Here is a 515-nt window from a genome sequence, read left to right as displayed (position 1 = left end):
ATATATGGACGATACCAAAAGAAAACATGAAAGGTATTGTAGGGAAAGTTTCAGACTTTCGCGTGCTACTAAGTGATAAAGCTTTGAGAGTTATTGAAAAAACTCTCCCCTTTGAAAAGAATGTTTTTCTCTTTTCTGGTCTTAGAGGCAACCCCATTTCTGATGCCACCATGGCAAAGTATATGACAGTTTGTAGTTTGACTTATCGTCCCCATGGTTTTCGTTCAAGCTTACGGGATTGGATAGCAGAGACAACGTCAACACCATTTGAGATTGCCGAAACTGTTTTTGCCCATTCAGTTGGGAGTTCAGTGACAAAAGCTTATATGCGAACGGATTTTTTAGAACAGCGACATGTTCTCTTGGAACAGTGGGTTTCATTTATAACAGGAAAGGCTTGACATTATTTCTGTAATGTGTATTTTCGAATCAGGTGCTTAACAAACACCTTAAAACAACTAGCGGATTGGTTACCGAAATAACTAATTTTCCGCATATTAAAAGCTTTGACTCAT

Annotated in this window: 1 protein-coding gene; it reads left to right on the top strand. The window is 38.1% G+C overall.

Annotated features, from left to right (window positions below):
- Positions 1-401, top strand: a 401-nt coding sequence (locus ACFIMA_RS10000; RefSeq protein ID WP_375693484.1) for a tyrosine-type recombinase/integrase, incomplete at its 5' end; no start/stop codon positions are given.
- Positions 402-515: the final 114 nt, after the last annotated feature.

It is taken from the genome of Bartonella sp. AP88HLJMH, assembly GCF_042195605.1.
Lineage (GTDB): Bacteria > Pseudomonadota > Alphaproteobacteria > Rhizobiales > Rhizobiaceae > Bartonella.
This window is presented reverse-complemented; position numbering and strand designations above follow the sequence as displayed.